The organism is Pseudomonas sp. S3_A03 (genome assembly GCF_054668275.1).
The window spans coordinates 5,353,606-5,368,221 of sequence record NZ_CP162753.1 but is presented as its reverse complement, the minus strand read 5'-3'; the positions used below and the strand labels follow the sequence as shown (position 1 = coordinate 5,368,221).

The following is a 14,616-nucleotide window of genomic DNA, read 5'->3' as shown; positions in this document are numbered from 1 at the left end:
CATAGGCCCCTGTGGGAAGGGGCTTGCTCCCTCCCACACTGACCGTATTCACAGATCTGTTGTTTTTTCAGAAGCCCAGGCCGGGCCGCTGCGACGGCCCATGCTTTTTTGGAGCACCGCACCATGACGCTTGCAGTCCAATTCACCCACGTTTCTCGTCAGTTCGGCGAAGTAAAGGCCGTTGACCGGGTTTGCATCGATATCCAGGACGGCGAGTTCTTTTCCATGCTCGGCCCTTCGGGCTCGGGCAAGACCACCTGCCTGCGCCTGATCGCAGGCTTCGAGCAGCCGAGCGCGGGCTCGATCCGTATTCATGGCGAGGAAGCCGCCGGCTTGCCGCCCTACCAGCGCGACGTCAACACCGTGTTCCAGGATTACGCGCTGTTCCCCCACATGAACGTGCGCGACAACGTGGCCTACGGCCTCAAAGTCAAAGGCGTGGGCAAGGCCGAGCGCCTGAGCCGTGCCGAAGAAACCCTGGCCATGGTGGCCCTGGGCGGCTATGGCGAGCGCAAACCGGTGCAACTCTCCGGCGGCCAACGCCAACGCGTAGCCCTGGCCCGCGCGCTGGTCAATCGCCCGCGGGTGTTGCTGCTCGACGAACCGTTGGGCGCCCTCGACCTCAAGCTGCGCGAACAGATGCAAAGCGAGCTGAAAAAGCTGCAACGGCAATTGGGCATCACGTTTATCTTCGTGACCCACGACCAGACCGAAGCGCTGTCAATGTCCGACCGCGTGGCGGTATTCAACAAAGGCCGCATCGAACAGGTCGACACCCCGCGCAACCTCTATATGAAACCGGCCACCGCGTTCGTGGCGGAGTTTGTCGGCACCTCCAACGTGATTCGCGGCGAGCTGGCCCAGCTGCTGAGCGGCAGTGCGCAGGCGTTTTCGATCCGCCCGGAACACGTGCGTTTTGCCGAAGGCCCGGTGGCGGCCGGTGACGTGGAAATCAGCGGTGTGCTCCACGACATCCAGTACCAGGGCAGTGCCACGCGCTACGAGTTGAAACTGGCAAACGGCCAGGCGCTGAACATCAGCCAGGCCAACAACCAGTGGCTCGATACCAGCAGTGCGCATCAGGTCGGCCAGACCATCACCGCACGCTGGGCGCGGCAAGCCATGACGCCGCTGGCCGACAGCACAGGCGAGGTGTGAGATGAGCCTGGCCGTTTCCCGACAACCGCCGCTGCGCAGGTTTTCCAACCTGCTGTACCGCAAGCCCAACCTCTACCTGGCGATGTTGCTGATACCGCCGTTGATCTGGTTCGGCGCGATCTACCTGGGTTCGCTGCTGACCCTGCTCTGGCAAGGTTTCTACACCTTCGACGATTTCACCATGGCGGTCACGCCGGACCTGACCCTGGCCAACTTCGCCGCGCTGTTCCAGCCGTCGAACTTCGACATCATCCTGCGCACCTTGAGCATGGCCATCGTGGTGTCGATCGCCAGCGCGATCGTGGCCTTCCCTATCGCCTACTACATGGCGCGCTACACCACGGGCAAGACCAAGGCGTTTTTCTATATCGCGGTGATGATGCCGATGTGGGCCAGCTATATCGTCAAGGCGTACGCCTGGACCCTGCTGCTGGCCAAGGGCGGCGTGGCGCAGTGGTTCGTGCAGCACCTGGGGCTGGAGCCGCTGTTGCAGTTCGTGCTGGGCATTCCCGGCGTGGGCGGCAGTACCTTGAGCACCTCGCACCTCGGGCGGTTCATGGTGTTTGTGTATATCTGGCTGCCGTTCATGATCCTGCCGATCCAGGCAGCGCTGGAGCGGTTGCCGCCGTCGCTGCTGCAAGCCTCGGCCGACCTGGGCGCCAAGCCGCGCCAGACCTTTATGCAGGTGATTCTGCCGTTGTCGGTGCCAGGGATCGCCGCCGGTTCGATCTTTACGTTTTCACTGACCCTGGGCGATTTCATCGTGCCGCAACTGGTGGGCCCGCCGGGCTACTTTGTCGGCGGCATGGTCTACGCCCAGCAAGGCGCCATCGGCAATATGCCCATGGCCGCGGCGTTCACCCTGGTGCCGATCGTGTTGATCGCCGTGTACCTGTCCATCGTCAAACGCCTGGGGGCCTTCGATGCACTCTGACCAATCATCACTGGGCCTGAAAATCGCAGCCTGGGGCGGCCTGGTGTTTCTGCACTTCCCGATCCTGATCATCTTCCTCTACGCCTTCAATACCGAAGAGGCCGCGTTCAGCTTCCCGCCCCAGGGGTTTACCTTGAAGTGGTTCAGCGTGGCCTTCGCCCGGCCGGATGTGCTGGAAGCGATCAAGCTGTCGCTGCAGATCGCCGCGATTGCCACCCTGATTGCCATGGTGCTCGGCACGCTGGCGTCGGCGGCGTTGTATCGCCGGGAGTTCTTCGGCAAGCAAGGTGTGTCGCTGATGCTGATCCTGCCGATTGCGCTGCCGGGGATCATCACCGGTATCGCCTTGCTGGCCACGTTCAAGACGCTGGGCATCGAGCCTGGGATGTTCACCATCATCGTCGGCCACGCAACGTTCTGCGTGGTGATCGTCTACAACAACGTGATCGCACGGTTGCGCCGTACCTCCCACAGCCTGATCGAAGCCTCGATGGACCTGGGCGCCGACGGCTGGCAGACCTTTCGCTACATCATCATGCCCAACCTGGGCTCGGCGCTGCTGGCCGGCGGCATGCTCGCCTTTGCGCTGTCGTTTGACGAAATCATCGTCACCACCTTCACCGCCGGCCACGAGCGCACCTTGCCGCTTTGGCTGCTCAACCAGCTCAGCCGCCCACGGGACGTGCCGGTGACTAACGTGGTGGCGATGCTGGTGATGCTGGTGACGATGGTCCCGATTCTGGGGGCCTATTACCTGACACGTGGCGGGGAAAGCGTGGCCGGTAGTGGCGGTAAATAACTTGACTGGAGGAATGCGATTCCAATGTGGAAGGGGGCTTGCTCCCGATAGCTGTATTTCAGTCAATACAGGGCTGTCTGATGTACTGCCATCGGGGGCAAGCCCCCTCCCACATTTAGAGCCGGTTTCTTCAGGGAAATAACATTCGTTTGAGGAGAGCTGAACCATGCAAACCAAACTGCTGATCAACGGCCAACTGGTACAAGGCGAAGGCCCGGCCCAGGCCGTATTCAACCCGTCATTGGGCCGGGTGCTGGTGGAAATCAACGAAGCCAGCGAAGCCCAGGTCGACGCCGCCGTGCGTGCCGCCGACGCGGCCTTTGAAAGCTGGTCGCAAACCGCGCCGAAGGACCGTTCGCTGCTGCTGCTGAAACTGGCGGACGCGATCGAAGCCCACGGCGCTGAGCTGGCCAAGCTCGAATCGGACAACTGCGGCAAGCCGTACAACGCCGCACTGAACGACGAGATACCGGCGATTGCCGACGTGTTCCGCTTTTTTGCCGGCGCCAGCCGCTGCATGAGCGGCTCGGCGGGCGGTGAATACCTGCCGGGCCATACGTCGATGATCCGCCGCGATCCGGTGGGCGTGATCGCCTCTATCGCGCCGTGGAACTACCCACTGATGATGGTCGCCTGGAAAATCGCCCCGGCCCTGGCCGCCGGTAATACCGTGGTGCTCAAACCGTCGGAGCAAACCCCGCTGACGGCGTTGCGCATGGTTGAGCTGGCGGCGCGGATTTTTCCGGCTGGCGTGCTCAACCTGGTGTTCGGTCGTGGGCCTACGGTGGGCAGCCCATTGGTCAGCCACCCGAAAGTGCGCATGGTGTCGTTGACCGGCTCCATCGCCACCGGCGCGAATATCATTTCCAGCACCGCTGACAGCGTGAAGCGCATGCACATGGAGCTGGGTGGCAAGGCCCCGGTGATTATCTTCAACGACGCAGACATCGACGCCGCCGTGGAAGGCATCCGCACCTTCGGCTTTTACAACGCCGGCCAGGACTGCACCGCCGCGTGCCGCATTTATGCCCAGGCGGATATCTACGATGCCTTCGTCGAGAAACTCGGCATCGCCGTGTCGAGCATCAAGTACGGCTTGCAGGATGACCCGGCCACCGAGTTGGGCCCGTTGATCACCGCGCAGCACCGCGACCGCGTCGCCGGGTTTGTCGAACGTGCCGTGGCGCAGCCACATATCCGCCTGGTCACGGGTGGCAAGGCCGTGCAAGGCAATGGGTTCTTCTTTGAGCCGACGGTATTGGCCGATGCGCAGCAGGACGACGAGATCGTGCGCCGCGAGGTGTTTGGGCCGGTGGTGTCGGTGACCAAGTTCGCCGACGAAGCCCAGGTGCTGAACTGGGCCAATGATTCGGACTACGGCCTGGCGTCATCCATATGGACCGCCGATGTAGGGCGAGCCCATCGCTTGGCCGCACGCTTGCAGTACGGCTGCACCTGGGTAAATACCCACTTTATGCTCGTCAGCGAAATGCCCCATGGCGGTCAGAAACTGTCGGGGTATGGCAAGGACATGTCCATGTATGGGCTGGAGGACTACACCACCGTTCGCCATGTGATGTTCAAGCACTGAAGCCAATGGGGGAGGGAGCAAGTCCCTCCCCGTTTTTTATCTGCATGATTTCTGGGTAGGGTATTCCCCTCACAGGCTCGGAAACGTCTTGTTTCATATGCACGGCCATCACCCCGCCATCAATCAATTTTCCTTCCCCACCGAACCGCTTAAGCTATCCGGCGTCTGTTTAATGTCCGTTGCGTTTGGCCGAAGGCATGTCCGAACCGTAATTTCTGATCCAGCACGTGCCAGGTACGGCGCGGGATTTGCTCACGACAGGTTGTCTCTATGCATCGCAGGAATTTGCTCAAAGCGTCCATGGCCATTGCGGCTTACACCGGTTTATCGGCCAGCGGCCTGCTGGCCGCGCAGGCTTGGGCGGGTAACCGCGCCGCCGATGGCAAGGCCGTGGCGTTCGACTTCGACACGCTGAAAGCCCAGGCCAAGCAACTCGCCGGGACCGCGTACAAAGACACCAAACAGGTGCTGCCGCCAACCCTGGCGAGCATGACCCCGCAGAATTTCAACGCCATCGGCTACGACGGCAAGCATTCGCTGTGGAAAGAGTTGAACGGCCAACTGGACGTGCAGTTCTTTCACGTCGGCATGGGTTTCAAGACGCCGGTGCGCATGCACAGCGTCGACCCCAAGACCCGTGAAGCGCGGGAGGTGCACTTTCGTCCGTCACTGTTCAACTATGAAAAAACCACCGTCGACACCCAACAGCTGACCGGCGACCTGGGCTTCTCCGGCTTCAAGCTGTTCAAGGCACCGGAACTGGATCGCCATGACGTGCTGTCGTTCCTCGGCGCCAGTTACTTCCGCGCGGTGGATGCCACCGGCCAATACGGCCTGTCGGCACGTGGCCTGGCCATCGACACCTATGCAAAAAAACGCGAGGAATTCCCCGACTTCACGCAGTTCTGGTTCGAAACCCCGGACAAGGACGCCACCCGCTTCGTGGTCTACGCCCTGCTCGACTCGCCGAGCGCCACCGGCGCCTACCGTTTCGATATCGACTGCCAGGCCAGCCAGGTGGTGATGGCCATCGATGCGCATATCAATGCACGTACCACCATCGAACAACTGGGCATCGCACCGATGACCAGCATGTTCAGTTGCGGCACCCATGAGCGTCGGATGTGCGACACCATCCACCCACAGATCCACGACTCGGACCGCTTGGCGATGTGGCGCGGCAATGGCGAGTGGATCTGCCGCCCGCTGAATAACCCGGCCAAGCTGCAGTTCAACACCTTCACCGACAAAGACCCGAAAGGCTTCGGCCTGGTGCAGACCGACCATGAGTTCGCCAGCTACCAGGACACCGTGGACTGGTACAGCAAGCGCCCAAGCCTGTGGGTAGAACCGACCACCGCCTGGGGCGAAGGCTCGATCGACCTGCTGGAAATCCCCACCACCGGCGAGACCCTGGACAATATCGTGGCCTTTTGGACCCCGGAACAGCCGGTGGCCGCCGGTGACTCGCTCAACTATGGCTACAAGCTGTACTGGAGCGCCCTGCCACCGGTGAGCACACCGTTGGCGCAAGTCGATGCAACCCGTTCCGGCATGGGCGGGTTCACCGAAGGCTGGGCGCCGGGCGAACATTACCCCAGCGTGTGGGCACGCCGCTTTGCGGTGGATTTCAAGGGCGGAGGTCTGGAGCGTCTGCCCGCGGGCACCGGGATCGAACCCGTGGTGACCTGCTCCCACGGTGAAGTGAAAGACTTCAGCGTGCTGGTGCTGGACAACATCAAGGGCTACCGCATCCTGTTCGACTGGTACCCGACCAGCGACAGCGTTGAACCGGTGGAGCTGCGCCTGTTTATCCGCACGCAGGACCGCACCTTGAGTGAAACCTGGCTGTATCAGTACTTCCCGCCGGCGCCGGAGCTGCGCAAGTACACCTGATACCCATGTGAGAAGGGCTTGCTCTCGAGAGTGATGTGTCAGTGACGGGTTAGCCGACCGGTACACCGCATCGGGAGCAAGCCACCTCCCACCCTGGTTCTACGTTGGCCCTAAAACCGCGACACACTCTTCATCGCTCCCACCAGATAACGCATCGCCACCTGATCGTTTTCGTTCAAAGCGCGATACTGCGTAAGCAATTCGGCCTCATCCGAACTCAACCTGCGACCACGCAAGGACAGCCTGCGGGCCAAAAAAGACGCCACCACACCCGCTACACCATAGGACTTGGCCATGGACTGCTTCTCCTGATCTCGATCAAATACTCACGGCGCCCACCCACCCACTGCCTCCTGTGAAGCGCTACGCCTCCCTGGACAAGACTGACTTCTTGGGCCAGCAACCAGTCCTACCCTAAGCGTAGAAACAATCTCGTTACGTGTGGGATTTTTTTAGAGCATTCACTTAAAAAACCCCTTCGGTAACAAATACCTACAGCCAAATCCCACGACCATACGCAAAAAAAACCCACCGGCTCAGGGTGGGTTTACGACTGCCGAGAAAAACTCAATCGCGCAAGTCAGACTCATGAATCGGCTGGTCCCGATGAGTCGCCCGTTGGTACTGCGCCGGCCAGATCGCTTTGCGCCCGCCCAGGTCATCGTCGGCGTGCAACGGCCAGTACGGGTCGCGCAGCAGTTCGCGGGCCAGGAAGATGATATCGGCCTGGCAAGTGCGCAGGATGTGCTCGGCCTGGGCCGGTTCGGTGATCATGCCCACGGTGCCGGTGGCGATGCCCGACTCTTTGCGCACGCGCTCGGCAAACCGTGTCTGGTAGCCGGGGCCAGTGGGGATCTCGGCATTGGCGGCGGTGCCACCGGAGGAAACGTCGATCAGGTCCACGCCCAAATCTCTCAGGCGGCGCGCCAGTTCCACGGTTTCATCGGGGTTCCAGCCGTCTTCCACCCAGTCGGTGGCCGACACCCGTACGAACAGCGGCAATTCTTGGGGCCAGACTTCGCGCACGGCCCTGGTTACCTCAAGCACCAGGCGGATGCGATTTTCAAACGAGCCGCCGTACTGGTCCTGGCGCTGGTTGCTGAGGGGCGAGAGAAATTGGTGCAACAGGTAACCATGCGCGGCGTGGATCTCTACCACCTCGAAACCCGCCGTCAATGCGCGTTTGGCGGCGGCGACAAAGTCGGCGACCACTTGCTGGATCTGCCCTTCATCCAGCTGCTTGGGTTGGGTGTGTTGCGGGTCGAAGGCAATCGGCGAAGGCGCTACCGGCACCCAGCCACCATCCTCGGGCTTGACACTGCCATGCTTGCCGATCCATGGCCGGTGGGTGCTGGCCTTGCGCCCGGCATGGGCCAGTTGAATCCCCGCCACCGCGCCCTGGGCGGCAATGAAACGGGTGATCCGTTGCAGCGGTTCAATCTGCTGGTCATTCCACAGGCCCAGGTCCTGGGCGGTGATGCGGCCGTCGGCGGTCACGGCGGTGGCCTCGGTGAATATCAGCCCGGCCCCGCCGACGGCACGACTGCCGAGGTGGACCAGGTGCCAATCATTGGCCAGGCCATCGTCACTGGAGTATTGGCACATCGGTGACACCGCAATGCGGTTGAGCAGGGTCAATTGACGCAGGGTATAGGGTTCGAGCAGCTGACTCATGGCGCACCTCTTCCGGGTTCTGTGGGCGAGCTTCAAGACTCTCTAACGGTGAGTAGAGCCTAGTCGACAACGCTCGATTGCACAGGGTTCAGAAGACAAAACGGGAGCCGATTGCCGGCCCCCGTACAGCGCCAGGCTACATTTCGACCTGGGTGCCCAGCTCGATCACTCGGTTTACCGGGAGTTTGAAGAAGCGCAGGTTGCCGTTGGCGTTCTTCAACATGAAGGCAAACAAACCTTCGCGCCAGCGCGCCATGCCCTCGAGTTTGGAGGCAATCACCGTTTCGCGACTGAGGAAGTAGGTGGTGCGCATCGGGCTGAAATCCAGATCGTCCAGATGGCACAGTTTCAGCGCTTGAGGCACATCCGGCTCGTCGGTGAAGCCGAAATGCAGAATCACACGGAAGAAACCTTCACCGTAGGCATCCACCTCGAAACGCCGAGAGGCCGGTACGCGCGGAATGTCTTCGTACACCACCGTCAGCAGCACCACTTGCTCGTGCAGCACCTGGTTATGCAGCAGGTTGTGCAACAGCGCATGGGGCACTGCATCCGGCCGCGCGGTCAAGAACACCGCCGTGCCCTGCACGCGATGGGGCGGTTGCACGCGGATGCTGCTGATAAAGATCGGCAGCGGCAGGCCGCCTTCGTCGAGGCGATCTACCAGCAATTGCTTGCCGCGCTTCCAGGTCGTCATCAACACGAACAGCACGATCCCCGCGACCACGGGGAAAGCGCCGCCCTGGATGATTTTCGGCACGTTGGCCGCAAAATACAGCCCGTCGACCAACAGGCAGCAAAGCAGTACCGGCACGGCCAGCACCGGTGGCCATTTCCACAGCAGCAGCATCACGGCCGAGACCAGGATGGTGGTCATCAGCATGGTGCCCGTCACGGCCACACCGTAAGCCGAGGCCAACGCGTTGGAGGACTCGAAGCCCAGCACCAGCAGGATCACGCCGACCATCAGCGACCAGTTCACCGCGCCGATATAGATCTGGCCCTGTTCGGCGCTGGAGGTGTGTTGAATATGCATGCGCGGGATGTAACCCAGCTGGATCGCCTGGCGCGTCAACGAGAACGCCCCGGAAATCACCGCTTGGGAGGCGATCACCGTAGCCAGGGTCGACAACCCCACCAGCGGGATCAGCGCCCAGCTCGGCGCCAGCAGGTAGAACGGGTTACGCGCGGCTTCCGGGTCGCCCAGCAGCAGGGCACCCTGGCCGAAATAATTGAGCACCAGCGCCGGCAGCACCAGCATGAACCAGGCGCGAGCGATGGGCTTGCGGCCAAAATGGCCCATATCGGCATACAGCGCTTCAGCGCCGGTCAATGCCAGCACCACGGCGCCAAGGATGGCCACGCCAATGCCTGGGTGAGCTTCGAAGAACCGCACGGCCCAGATCGGGTTCAAGGCCTTGAGCACTTCCGGATGCTGGGAGATGCCATAGATGCCCAGGCCGCCCAGCACCAGGAACCAGGTCACCATCACCGGTCCGAATAACTTGCCGATACGGTCGGTGCCGTGCTTCTGGATCAGGAACAGCGCCACCAGCACCACCAGCGCAATGGGCACGACCCATTTTTCCAGGCCATCGAACGCCAGTTCCAGGCCTTCTACCGCCGACAATACGGAGATCGCCGGGGTGATCATGCTGTCGCCGTAGAACAGCGCCGCGCCGCACAGGCCACAGACCACCAGGAAACTGCGCAACTTCCTGCGCTCCCCTGCCGCCCGTCGAGCCAGCGCCGTCAGGGCCATGATGCCGCCCTCCCCCTGGTTGTCGGCGCGCAGCACAAACAACATGTATTTGATCGACACCACCCAGATCAGCGACCAGAAGATCAGCGCCAGGATCCCAAGCACACCATCATGATTGACCTGAACCCCATAACCGCCGGTGAACACCTCTTTAAGGGTATAGAGCGGGCTGGTCCCGATATCGCCGTAAACCACCCCAACCGCTGCCACCAGCATGCCAATCGGCTTGACGTTGGAATGCTCGGCACCCGCTGCCTGACTACTTGCCTGACCCATCAACCACTCCTGCCCTTTGACCTGCGGTCTTTTATAAACAACGCCTCTAAGCTGACCCTAGCATGCGCTGTTTTACTTCTCGTAACAGACGTTTTGTTGACCCACGGGTTTTCCCGGTGGGTAACGGCGCGAAGCATAGCGCAGCACTCGTCGCATTTCCCTGCTCAAGTGCTTTAGAGGCTGCTTTAGGCGATCAGTTATGACTGACACAGCCTTTTGGAGCCTTTTTGCCTGCATTGATCACACTTACCACCGACCGTATATTTTGGCGCGACTCGGCGGTGCCTACCTTAACGATGCGATTAAGAAATCCTTGGCCGGCTTGGTTCGCTCTATCAAACGTGCCCGCGCACGGCGATCGCAGTCGATATAGAAACTCAATCATCGACATGTCTCTTTTAAGGTACATTCCTTATGTACGAAGTGAAACACGTGCTGTCCGCCAATGGCGTGGATATCTACCAAGCCTGGCTAGACACCGTTCAAGACAATCGTTCTAGAGCAAGAATCACCACCCGAGTGGACCGAGCGTCACTCGGTTACTTCGGAATAACCGAGCCGGTGGGTGATGGGGTCTTTGAAATGAAGCTCGACTTTGGGCCTGGGTTTCGCGTGTATTACGCACTCCAGGACCGAAAAATTGTTTTCCTGTTGGGCGGTGGCTCAAAGGCCAGGCAGCAGAACGACATCGAGCAAGCCAAGGCTCTCTGGAAATCCTATAAGGTGCAGCAAAAATGACTATTCGTACTCGCTCTCATGAAGACAGCGTCCTTGAAATGCTCCGAGACAACGAAGCCTTCGCTCTGGAGTATCTATCCGCCGCACTTGAAGAAATCGATGAAGCGGGTGGTGAGGACGCCTTTCTTGTCGCTGTCCGTCGAGTGGTGGAAGCGCGTGGAGGGATGCTCAACCTGTCCCAGAACACGGGACTCAATCGGGCAAATCTGTACCGGTCCATTGCAGTCGGCGGCGACCCGAAGCTCTCCACCCTGCTCAAAGTGCTTCAGGCGTTGGGCGTGGGGATGTCCAAAGTCGTATCTCACCGTACAGAGCAAGATGTTCACGCTTAAAAGCGTAAGTAGCCGCACTGCGAATTACCCAGCGCAGCACTCGTCGCATTTCCCTGCATAAAGCTGGTCAATTGCTTTGCCCGTCGCTAGAATTGCGCACTTTTTGATCAGAGGCGCGCCAAGCGCCCGTCCGTTGCCTCGTCGTGCACGACCGGCGGCGTCATTCAATACCGAGGTTAGACATGTCCACCACCATCGCAAAAGCCAACCCCAAGGTTGGCTTTGTTTCCCTGGGTTGCCCGAAGGCGCTCGTCGACTCCGAGCGCATCCTTACGCAACTGCGTATGGAAGGCTATGACGTCGTGTCCACTTACCAGGACGCCGATGTGGTGGTGGTCAACACCTGCGGTTTCATCGACTCGGCCAAGGCTGAGTCGCTGGAAGTGATCGGCGAAGCGATCAAGGAAAACGGCAAGGTCATCGTGACCGGCTGCATGGGCGTGGAAGAAGGCAATATCCGCAACGTGCACCCCAGCGTGCTGGCGGTGACCGGCCCGCAGCAGTACGAGCAGGTGGTCAACGCCGTGCACGACGTGGTGCCGCCGCGCCAGGACCACAACCCGCTGATCGACCTGGTGCCGCCGCAAGGCATCAAGCTGACGCCACGCCACTACGCGTACCTGAAGATTTCCGAAGGCTGCAACCACAGCTGCAGTTTCTGCATCATCCCGTCGATGCGCGGCAAACTGGTCAGCCGCCCGGTGGGCGATGTGCTGGACGAGGCCCAGCGCCTGGTCAAATCCGGCGTCAAAGAGCTGTTGGTGATCTCCCAGGACACCAGCGCCTACGGCGTCGACGTGAAATACCGCACCGGTTTCTGGAACGGCGCGCCGGTGAAGACCCGCATGACCGAACTGTGCGAAGCCCTCAGCAGCCTGGGCGTGTGGGTGCGCCTGCATTACGTTTACCCGTACCCGCACGTCGATGAGCTGATTCCGCTGATGGCCGCTGGCAAGATCCTGCCGTACCTGGACATTCCGTTCCAGCACGCCAGCCCGAAAGTGCTCAAGGCCATGAAACGCCCGGCCTTCGAAGACAAGACCCTGGCGCGCATCAAGAACTGGCGCCAGATCTGCCCTGAGCTGATCATCCGCTCCACCTTCATCGTCGGCTTCCCCGGCGAAACCGAAGAAGACTTCCAGTACCTGCTGGACTGGCTGACCGAGGCCCAGTTGGACCGCGTCGGCTGCTTCCAGTATTCGCCAGTGGAAGGCGCCCCCGCCAACCTGCTGGACCTGGCCGTGGTGCCGGACGACGTCAAGCAAGACCGGTGGGAACGCTTCATGGCGCACCAACAGGCGATCAGCTCGGCGCGCCTGCAACTGCGCATCGGTAAGGAAATCGAAGTATTGATCGACGAAGTCGACGAGCAAGGTGCCGTTGGCCGCTGCTTCTTCGACGCGCCGGAAATCGACGGTAACGTGTTTATCGACGACGCCAGCGGCTTGAAGCCGGGCGACAAGGTGTGGTGCACGGTGACCGATGCCGACGAGTACGACTTGTGGGCGGAAAAACGCGCCTGATCGGTAAAGAATAAAAAAGCCCTGCTTCTGGACAAGATGCAGGGCTTTTTTAGGTCTATTGTTTCGCCCATCAGCACCGTTCACAGCGAGGGGCAGCGGGCATGCGTCAGCATTCGGTTATCCACACACCTAAAACCAGTGACTACCCAGCATTGGCGCGGATTCGGGAGGCTTCGGTGCGGGCCACCCACGATTTCTTGCCGGACAGTTACATCGTGTTGCTCAAAGAGTTGGTGCTGACCCGCTACCTCGACGCCGTGATGCTGATCTGCACCAAGGACTCGCGCCAGCGCATCACCGGGTTTGCCGGCGTAGCAGCGGGCAAAGTGGAGATGCTGTTTATCGACCCACAGCACCGTGGCCAGGGCCTCGGCCGGCAACTGCTGGGGTATGCGGTTGAGCATATGAACGCCGAGGAACTGGACGTCAACGAACAGAACCCCCAGGCCCTGGGGTTTTATTTAAAGTTTGGGTTCGAAGTAATCGGTCGTTCGGCGCATGACGGCCTGGGCCAGCCTTATCCGTTGCTGCATCTGCGTTTGCGCCAGCAGCAGCAACGATGCCGTGGCTGACCCACACCGCGCCATTTTGAATTGCGTTTGATCAATAGAGCACCGCGCTGAAATGGGGCCGGGATTAACCGGCGCCAGGCAGGTACAATAGCCGCCCCCTTTTGTTACGGCCCTTGTCATGACTGACCCCATACGCCTCTCCAAACGCCTTATCGAACTGGTCGGTTGCTCCCGTCGGGAGGCTGAGCTGTTTATCGAAGGCGGCTGGGTCTCGGTGGACGGCGAAGTGATCGACGAGCCGCAGTTCAAGGTCACCACCGAGAAGGTCGAACTCGACCCCGAGGCCAAGGCCACCGCGCCGGAGCCGGTGACCATCCTGCTTCACGCCCCTGCCGGCGTGGATGCCGAGACGGCCATGGCCTCGATCAGCGCCGACACCCTGTCCGAAGAACACCGCTTCAGCAAGCGCCCGCTCAAGGGCCACTTCCTGCGCCTGACCGCCAGCGCCGACCTGCAGGCCAAGGCCAGCGGCCTGCTGGTCTTTACCCAGGACTGGAAAATTCTGCGCAAGTTGACCGCCGATGCAGCCAAGATCGAGCAGGAATACGTGGTGGAGGTCGAGGGCGACATGGTTGCCCACGGGCTCAACCGCCTCAACCACGGCCTGACCTACAAAGGCAAAGAGCTGCCAGCGGTCAAAGCCAGCTGGCAGAACGAAAACCGCCTGCGCTTTGCGATGAAAAACCCACAGCCCGGCGTGATCGCGTTGTTCTGCGAAGCCGTTGGCCTGAAGGTTGTGGCCATTCGCCGCATCCGCATCGGCGGCGTGTCCATCGGCAAGGTGCCGGTCGGTCAATGGCGTTACCTGTCCGGCAAAGAGAAGTTCTAAGCCGCTCCCCTTTTCTCGGTACCGCCCGATAGGCGGTGCCCTCAGTTGAATACCAGGATTGCCCACCATGATTCACAACGACGTACTGCGCAGCGTGCGCTACATGCTCGACATCAGCGACAACAAGATGGTCGAGATCATCAAGCTCGGCGGCATGGACGTGACCAAGGACGACCTGCTGACCTACCTCAAGAAAGACGAAGAAGAAGGCTTTGTGTTCTGCCCGGACGACGTCATGGCCCACTTTCTGGACGGCCTGGTGATCTTCAAGCGCGGCAAGGACGAAAGCCGTCCACCGCAGCCGATCGAAACGCCGGTGACCAACAACATCATCCTCAAGAAGCTGCGCGTGGCCTTCGAACTCAAGGAAGACGACATGCATGCCATCCTCAAGGCCGCCGAATTCCCGGTGTCCAAGCCGGAACTGAGCGCGCTGTTTCGCAAGTTCGGCCACACCAACTACCGCACCTGTGGTGACCAGTTGCTGCGCAACTTCCTCAAGGGGCTGACCCTGCGGGTTCGTGCGTAAACC

The 14,616-nt window shown here is 60.8% G+C and carries 14 protein-coding genes; 11 read left to right on the top strand and 3 right to left on the bottom strand.

Translation table 11 applies throughout. The features are described 5' to 3' along the window. Positions 1-123: 123 nt before the first annotated feature. The 5 genes from AB4O25_RS24700 to AB4O25_RS24680 all read left to right on the top strand — a co-directional run bounded on the left by AB4O25_RS24700 (position 124) and on the right by AB4O25_RS24680 (position 6,378). Complete coding sequence (locus AB4O25_RS24700; protein ID WP_065877184.1) at positions 124-1,158, top strand: ABC transporter ATP-binding protein; 1,035 nt, start codon at positions 124-126, stop codon at positions 1,156-1,158. Between the two features lies 1 nt (position 1,159). Further along, on the top strand, positions 1,160-2,092 hold the full coding sequence (locus tag AB4O25_RS24695) for an ABC transporter permease (protein ID WP_017529753.1): 933 nt from the start codon (positions 1,160-1,162) through the stop codon (positions 2,090-2,092). Beyond that, on the top strand, positions 2,082-2,891 hold the full coding sequence (locus tag AB4O25_RS24690; RefSeq protein WP_116078351.1) for an ABC transporter permease: 810 nt from the start codon (positions 2,082-2,084) through the stop codon (positions 2,889-2,891). The genes AB4O25_RS24695 and AB4O25_RS24690 overlap by 11 nt, the downstream gene beginning before the upstream one ends. 166 nt (positions 2,892-3,057) lie before the next feature. Continuing rightward, a complete protein-coding gene (locus tag AB4O25_RS24685) occupies positions 3,058-4,482 on the top strand; it encodes a gamma-aminobutyraldehyde dehydrogenase (protein ID WP_065877185.1) in 1,425 nt (474 codons plus the stop codon). A 270-nt stretch (positions 4,483-4,752) separates the two neighbouring features. Beyond that, positions 4,753-6,378 (top strand): glucan biosynthesis protein D, encoded by a 1,626-nt coding sequence (locus tag AB4O25_RS24680; RefSeq protein WP_460150098.1) that lies wholly within the window; start codon positions 4,753-4,755, stop codon positions 6,376-6,378. Positions 6,379-6,488: 110 nt separating this feature from the next. Here the strand turns inward: AB4O25_RS24680 and AB4O25_RS24675 are convergent, their stop codons facing one another. From AB4O25_RS24675 to AB4O25_RS24665, 3 genes are all read right to left on the bottom strand, one after another. Continuing rightward, positions 6,489-6,674 (bottom strand): hypothetical protein, encoded by a 186-nt coding sequence (locus AB4O25_RS24675; protein ID WP_017529757.1) that lies wholly within the window; start codon positions 6,672-6,674, stop codon positions 6,489-6,491. A gap of 271 nt (positions 6,675-6,945) precedes the next feature. Continuing rightward, the gene (locus AB4O25_RS24670) at positions 6,946-8,052 is read right to left on the bottom strand and encodes an NADH:flavin oxidoreductase/NADH oxidase (protein WP_460150097.1); all 1,107 of its coding nucleotides are present in this window, start codon (positions 8,050-8,052) and stop codon (positions 6,946-6,948) included. Positions 8,053-8,188: 136 nt separating this feature from the next. After that, positions 8,189-10,090 (bottom strand): potassium transporter Kup, encoded by a 1,902-nt coding sequence (locus AB4O25_RS24665; protein WP_017529759.1) that lies wholly within the window; start codon positions 10,088-10,090, stop codon positions 8,189-8,191. Positions 10,091-10,504: 414 nt separating this feature from the next. On the opposite strand from AB4O25_RS24665, the gene AB4O25_RS24660 reads away from it, so the two are divergent. The 6 genes from AB4O25_RS24660 (at position 10,505) to AB4O25_RS24635 (ending at position 14,613) form a co-directional block, all read left to right on the top strand. Then, the gene (locus AB4O25_RS24660; protein WP_460150096.1) at positions 10,505-10,828 is read left to right on the top strand and encodes a type II toxin-antitoxin system RelE/ParE family toxin; all 324 of its coding nucleotides are present in this window, start codon (positions 10,505-10,507) and stop codon (positions 10,826-10,828) included. Next, positions 10,825-11,160 (top strand): helix-turn-helix domain-containing transcriptional regulator, encoded by a 336-nt coding sequence (locus tag AB4O25_RS24655; RefSeq protein WP_017529761.1) that lies wholly within the window; start codon positions 10,825-10,827, stop codon positions 11,158-11,160. Before AB4O25_RS24660 ends, AB4O25_RS24655 begins: the two co-directional genes overlap by 4 nt. Positions 11,161-11,342: 182 nt before the next feature. Continuing rightward, complete coding sequence (gene rimO / locus AB4O25_RS24650) at positions 11,343-12,683, top strand: 30S ribosomal protein S12 methylthiotransferase RimO (protein ID WP_017529762.1); 1,341 nt, start codon at positions 11,343-11,345, stop codon at positions 12,681-12,683. Between the two features lie 101 nt (positions 12,684-12,784). Then, positions 12,785-13,255 (top strand): GNAT family N-acetyltransferase, encoded by a 471-nt coding sequence (locus AB4O25_RS24645; RefSeq protein ID WP_460150095.1) that lies wholly within the window; start codon positions 12,785-12,787, stop codon positions 13,253-13,255. A 118-nt stretch (positions 13,256-13,373) separates the two neighbouring features. Further along, complete coding sequence (locus AB4O25_RS24640; protein WP_065877189.1) at positions 13,374-14,084, top strand: rRNA pseudouridine synthase; 711 nt, start codon at positions 13,374-13,376, stop codon at positions 14,082-14,084. Between the two features lie 67 nt (positions 14,085-14,151). Beyond that, positions 14,152-14,613 carry a YehS family protein gene (locus AB4O25_RS24635; RefSeq protein ID WP_017529765.1) on the top strand — a complete coding sequence of 154 codons (462 nt, stop codon included), beginning with the start codon at positions 14,152-14,154 and terminating at the stop codon, positions 14,611-14,613. Positions 14,614-14,616 lie beyond the last annotated feature (3 nt).

Excerpts from the sequence above, each read along its gene's own strand:
- AB4O25_RS24700 (WP_065877184.1), top strand. The coding sequence starts at position 124 with ATGACGCTTGCAGTCCAATTCACCCACGTTTCTCGTCAGTTCGGCGAA.
- AB4O25_RS24695 (WP_017529753.1), top strand. The coding sequence starts at position 1,160 with ATGAGCCTGGCCGTTTCCCGACAACCGCCGCTGCGCAGGTTTTCCAAC.
- AB4O25_RS24690 (WP_116078351.1), top strand. The coding sequence starts at position 2,082 with ATGCACTCTGACCAATCATCACTGGGCCTGAAAATCGCAGCCTGGGGC.
- AB4O25_RS24685 (WP_065877185.1), top strand. The coding sequence starts at position 3,058 with ATGCAAACCAAACTGCTGATCAACGGCCAACTGGTACAAGGCGAAGGC.
- AB4O25_RS24680 (WP_460150098.1), top strand. The coding sequence starts at position 4,753 with ATGCATCGCAGGAATTTGCTCAAAGCGTCCATGGCCATTGCGGCTTAC.
- AB4O25_RS24675 (WP_017529757.1), bottom strand. The coding sequence starts at position 6,674 with ATGGCCAAGTCCTATGGTGTAGCGGGTGTGGTGGCGTCTTTTTTGGCC.
- AB4O25_RS24670 (WP_460150097.1), bottom strand. The coding sequence starts at position 8,052 with ATGAGTCAGCTGCTCGAACCCTATACCCTGCGTCAATTGACCCTGCTC.
- AB4O25_RS24665 (WP_017529759.1), bottom strand. The coding sequence starts at position 10,090 with ATGGGTCAGGCAAGTAGTCAGGCAGCGGGTGCCGAGCATTCCAACGTC.
- AB4O25_RS24660 (WP_460150096.1), top strand. The coding sequence starts at position 10,505 with ATGTACGAAGTGAAACACGTGCTGTCCGCCAATGGCGTGGATATCTAC.
- AB4O25_RS24655 (WP_017529761.1), top strand. The coding sequence starts at position 10,825 with ATGACTATTCGTACTCGCTCTCATGAAGACAGCGTCCTTGAAATGCTC.
- rimO (WP_017529762.1), top strand. The coding sequence starts at position 11,343 with ATGTCCACCACCATCGCAAAAGCCAACCCCAAGGTTGGCTTTGTTTCC.
- AB4O25_RS24645 (WP_460150095.1), top strand. The coding sequence starts at position 12,785 with ATGCGTCAGCATTCGGTTATCCACACACCTAAAACCAGTGACTACCCA.
- AB4O25_RS24640 (WP_065877189.1), top strand. The coding sequence starts at position 13,374 with ATGACTGACCCCATACGCCTCTCCAAACGCCTTATCGAACTGGTCGGT.
- AB4O25_RS24635 (WP_017529765.1), top strand. The coding sequence starts at position 14,152 with ATGATTCACAACGACGTACTGCGCAGCGTGCGCTACATGCTCGACATC.